The sequence below is a fragment of the Sedimentitalea xiamensis genome (genome assembly GCF_030164465.1).
In the GTDB taxonomy this organism is placed as follows: domain Bacteria; phylum Pseudomonadota; class Alphaproteobacteria; order Rhodobacterales; family Rhodobacteraceae; genus Sedimentitalea; species Sedimentitalea xiamensis.
Genome location: NZ_JASNJE010000066.1, coordinates 1 through 4607 on the forward strand (window position 1 = coordinate 1; position 4607 = coordinate 4607).

At 65.2% G+C, this 4607-nt stretch carries 3 protein-coding genes and 2 pseudogenes; 1 reads left to right on the forward strand and 4 read right to left on the reverse strand.

Translation table 11 applies throughout. The features are described from left to right. Positions 1–116 precede the first annotated feature (116 nt). The 3 genes from ychF to QO034_RS22955 form a co-directional block, all read right to left on the reverse strand. A complete protein-coding gene (gene ychF, locus QO034_RS22945; protein WP_284487828.1) occupies positions 117–1214 on the reverse strand; it encodes a redox-regulated ATPase YchF in 1098 nt (365 codons plus the stop codon). Between the two features lie 93 nt (positions 1215–1307). Further along, complete coding sequence (locus QO034_RS22950) at positions 1308–2897, reverse strand: GMC family oxidoreductase (protein ID WP_284487829.1); 1590 nt, start codon at positions 2895–2897, stop codon at positions 1308–1310. Positions 2898–3003: 106 nt separating this feature from the next. After that, positions 3004–3462 carry an Lrp/AsnC family transcriptional regulator gene (locus tag QO034_RS22955; protein WP_284487830.1) on the reverse strand — a complete coding sequence of 153 codons (459 nt, stop codon included), beginning with the start codon at positions 3460–3462 and terminating at the stop codon, positions 3004–3006. Positions 3463–3603: 141 nt separating this feature from the next. On the opposite strand from QO034_RS22955, the pseudogene ald reads away from it, so the two are divergent. Further along, positions 3604–4487: pseudogene (gene ald, locus QO034_RS22960) on the forward strand (alanine dehydrogenase); the annotation flags it as partial. Between the two features lie 7 nt (positions 4488–4494). On the opposite strand, the pseudogene QO034_RS23485 reads toward ald, so the two are convergent. After that, positions 4495–4607: pseudogene (locus tag QO034_RS23485) on the reverse strand (IS200/IS605 family transposase); the annotation flags it as partial.

Genomic DNA, 4607 nt, shown 5'->3' on the forward strand with positions numbered 1-4607 from the left:
CCGCGTCCGAAGCGCGCCTGGCAGTGGTGCTGACATGAAACATCCTCCTGAAAAGGATGAATCACAATCGACCCCTCAAGGGAATCCCCAGCGACTCAGGGTTTCCCCGAAATGCTTTAGGTGTTGAACAGGAAATACAGCACGTCGCCGTCCTTGACGACATAGCTCTTGCCTTCCGCCCGCATCTTGCCGGCTTCCTTGGCGCCCTGCTCTCCGCCGAGCGCGACGAAATCGTCGAAAGCGATGGTTTCGGCGCGGATGAAGCCGCGTTCGAAGTCGCCGTGGATCACCCCGGCGGCCTGTGGCGCCGCGGTGCCGCTGCGGATCGTCCAGGCGCGCGCCTCTTTCGGGCCGACGGTGAAATAGGTCTCAAGGTGCAACAACTCGTATCCGGCCCGGATCAGACGGTCCAACCCGGCTTCATCGAGGCCCATTTCCGCGAGGAACATCTGCGCCTCCTCCGGGTCGAGCTGGCTGATCTCCTCTTCGATCTGGGCGCTGATGATCACATGCGCATTGCCCTGCGCCGCAGCCATCCCGGCCACCTTCGCGGAATGTTCGTTACCGGTCGCGGCGTCGGATTCGCCGACATTGCAAACATAGAGCACCGGCTTCGTGGTCAGAAGCTGCAACATCTTCCAGGCTTTCGCATCCTCGGCATCGACCGCCACGACGCGCGCCGGCTGACCCTGTTCCAGAACCGCAAGCGCCTGTTTCAGCAGCCGTTCCTGCTGCACCGCGTCCTTGTCGCCGCCACGGACCTTGCGCAGCAGACCCTGCAGCCGCTTTTCGATGCTTTCGATATCCGCCAGCATCAGTTCGGTTTCGATCGTGTCGGCATCGGCCACCGGATCGACCCGGCCCTCGACATGGGTCACGTCTCCGTCTTCGAAACACCGCAGCACATGGGCAATGGCGTCCACCTCGCGGATATTCGCCAGGAACTGGTTGCCCAGTCCTTCACCCTTGGAGGCGCCTTTGACCAGCCCGGCGATATCGACAAAGGTCATGCGGGTCGGAATGGTCTGCTTTGACCTGGCGATGGCGGCCAGCTTGTCGAGCCGGACATCCGGAACCGCGACTTCGCCCACATTGGGTTCGATCGTGCAGAACGGGAAATTGGCCGCCTGGGCGGCGGCGGTGCGGGTCAGCGCGTTGAACAGGGTCGATTTGCCGACATTCGGCAGCCCCACGATTCCCATTTTAAAGCCCATGTCGGCCTCCGGTCTGAGTTCGGGCTGCTTCTAGTCGTCGATACCGGGGGGCGCAAGCACGGGATTTCCCGCGGATTTGCGCCCGGCCGGGGGTTATCGCCGGGCGGCGGCCAGTATCATCGCGGCGGCCTTTTCCGCGATCATGATGGTCGGGGCATTGGTGTTGCCGCTGGTGATCCTTGGCATCGCGCTGGCATCGACCACGCGCAGCCCGTCCACGCCCCGCAGCCGCAACGCGGCATCCAGCGGAGCCGCATCGTCCGCCCCCATGCGCACGGTGCAGGTCGGGTGGAAGATCGTGGTCCCGATATCCCCCGCGGCGCGCATCAGGTCTTCGTCCGCCTCCGACGCGACGCCCGGCCGGATTTCCTGCGGCGCATAGCGCTGCATCGGCGCCTGCGCCATGATGCTGCGTGCCTGCCGGATGGCGTCGGCGGCGGTGCGCCGGTCGCCTTCGGTGCCGAGATAATTCGGCGCGATCACCGGCGGTTCGTGCGGGTCGGGCGACGCGATGCGCACCGTGCCCCGGCTTTCCGGACGCAGGTTGCAGACGCTGGCGGTGATGGCCGGGAAATCATCCAGCGGCTGCCCGAACGCTTCGAGCGACAGGGGCTGCACATGGTATTCCAGGTCCGGCGTCGCAAGACCGGGACGGGACCGGGAGAACGCACCCAGTTGACTGGGCGCCATCGACATCGGCCCGCTGCGGTGCAGCGCGTATTCCAGCCCGATCCGCGCCTTGCCCCAGATCGATGCGGCGAGCGTATTCAGGGTTTTCGCCCCGCTCAGACGCCAGGCGCAGCGCAATTGCAGGTGGTCCTGAAGATTGGCGCCGACCTCCGGCATGTCCCTGAGCACCGGCAGGCCATGTTCCCGCAACAGGGCAGCCGGGCCGAAACCGGACAGTTGCAGGATCTGCGGGCTGCCGATGGCGCCCGCCGACAGGATCACCTCGGCGGCGGCTTTCGCGGTCCGGATCTCCCCGCCCCGATCGTATTCCACACCGACCGCGCGCCCGTTCTCGATCAGGATCCGCCGCGTATGGGCATGGGTTTCCACCTTCAGACCCTGACCCGTCGCCGTGCGCAGGAACGCCTTTGCCGTGTTCATGCGCCAGCCCCGGCGCTGATTCACCCGGAAATAGCCCACGCCTTCGTTGTCGCCGGTGTTGAAATCGGCCACTTGCGGCAGACCCCAGGCCTGCGCCGCCTCGGCCCAGCGGTCGAGAACCTCCCAATGCAGGCGCTGGTTCTCGACCCGCCATTCCCCGCCGGCGCCATGCAGCTCCGACGCCCCTTCGACATAGTCCTCGCTGCGCTTGAAATGGGGCAGAAGGTCGTCCCAGCCCCAGCCGGGCAACCCCATCTGCCGCCAGCCGTCATAATCCGCCGCCTGGCCGCGCAGATAGAGCATGCCGTTGATCGAACTGCACCCGCCCAGCAGCTTGCCGCGCGGGTAAAGCAGCGACCGCCCGTTCAGGCCGGCTTCGCTGGCGGTGCGATACATCCAGTCGGTGCGTGGATTGCCGATGCAGTAAAGATACCCCATCGGGATATGCACCCAGTGATAGTTGTCGCGCCCCCCCGCCTCCAGCAGCAGGATCCTGTGGCCCGCATCCGCGAGGCGCTTGGCGAGAACGCATCCGGCGCTGCCGGCGCCAACGATGATGTAATCCCAGGTCATGCGCCCCTCCGGCGACGGGGCGCGCGGGAAGGGGGCCAGCCCCCTCGGCCTTCGGCCTCACCCCCGGGATATTTCCGGAAAGCGGAAAGGGCCGGGGCCGCGCCGGTCAAATCGGAAGCGCCGTGGTCTTGAAGACCGTGCGCAGCGCAAAGCTGCTCTGCATCTGGGCCACGCCGGGCAGGCGGGTCAGGTGCTGCCGGTGAATGCGCGCGTAATCTTCGGTGTTCTCGGCTACGATCTTGAGGATATAGTCGGCCGTGCCCGCCATCAGGTGGCATTCCAGCACATCGGGGATGCGCGCCACCGCCTTTTCGAATGCCTCCAGCACTTCGTCCGCCTGCGCCTGAAGCGTGATCTCGACGAAAACGGTGGTCGGCACGCCGATCTTCCGGGGATCCAGAAGCGCGACATAGCCGCGGATATAGCCATCCGCTTCCAGCCGCTGCACCCGTCTGTGACAGGCGGACGGCGAGAGGTTGACCCGGTTGGACAGATCGGAATTCGACATGCGTCCGGATTTCTGAAGGCTGGCCAGAATCTTGCGATCGATTGTGTCCAATGTCATTGTCGCAAATCTCTCGCGCGCTGCCTGCCCATGTTCGAAGACTATTCGATGGAATGCCGGAAATACGAGTAAAAAATTCACAGTACTTGAATATCCGGTCCCCCATACTGCGCATGACAGGTGCTTCCGGGAGGATATGGCATGAGAATAGGATGCCCGAAAGAGATCAAGCCGCAGGAATTTCGGGTCGGCATCACCCCGAACGCGGCCCAGGAAGCGGTGGCGCATGGCCATGCGGCGCTGATCGAGACCGGCGCGGGGATCGGGTCCGGGTTTGACGACGCGTCCTACTTGGCCGCGGGCGCGACGATCATCGGCACCGCCGCCGAAGTGTTCGCCAGCGCCGACATGATCGTCAAGGTCAAGGAACCGCAGGCCGTGGAACGCAGGATGCTGCGCGAAGGCCAGCTCTTGTTCGCCTATCTTCATCTGGCGCCGGATCCGGAACAGACCAGGGGCCTGCTGGACAGCGGCTGCACCGCCATCGCCTATGAAACCGTCACCGACCGCGCCGGCGGGTTGCCGCTGCTGGCGCCGATGTCCGAAGTCGCGGGCCGCCAGGCCCCACAGGTCGGGGCCTGGGCCCTGCAGAAGGCGAACGGCGGACGCGGCGTTCTGATGGGTGGCGTTCCGGGTGTCGGCCCGGCGCGGGTCATCGTCATCGGCGGCGGCGTCGTCGGCACCCACGCCGCCCGCATCGCGGCCGGCATGGGGGCGGATGTGACCGTGCTGGACCGGTCGCTGCCGCGCCTGCGCTATCTCGACGACGCGTTCGGGCCGGTTTTCAAGACCGGCTATTCCACCGCCGGCCTGATGGTTGAATTGCTGCCCTGGCCGACATGGTGGTCGGGGCTGTGCTGATCCCCGGCGCCGCCGCACCCAAGCTGATCAGCCGCGAGCAGTTGTCGGTCATGAAACCGGGCGCGGTTCTGGTGGACGTGGCCATCGACCAGGGCGGATGTTTCGAAACCTCCAGGGCAACGACCCACAGGGACCCGATCTACGAGGTGGACGGCATCATGCACTGAACGACTACCGGCTGGCGCCGGTAGGATCAGCGATGTGCTGTTCCAGGTACTGAAGTACGATGTCTTCTGTGATGGCACCATTGGTTGTTGAGAAATACCCGCGTCCCCAGAACCTGC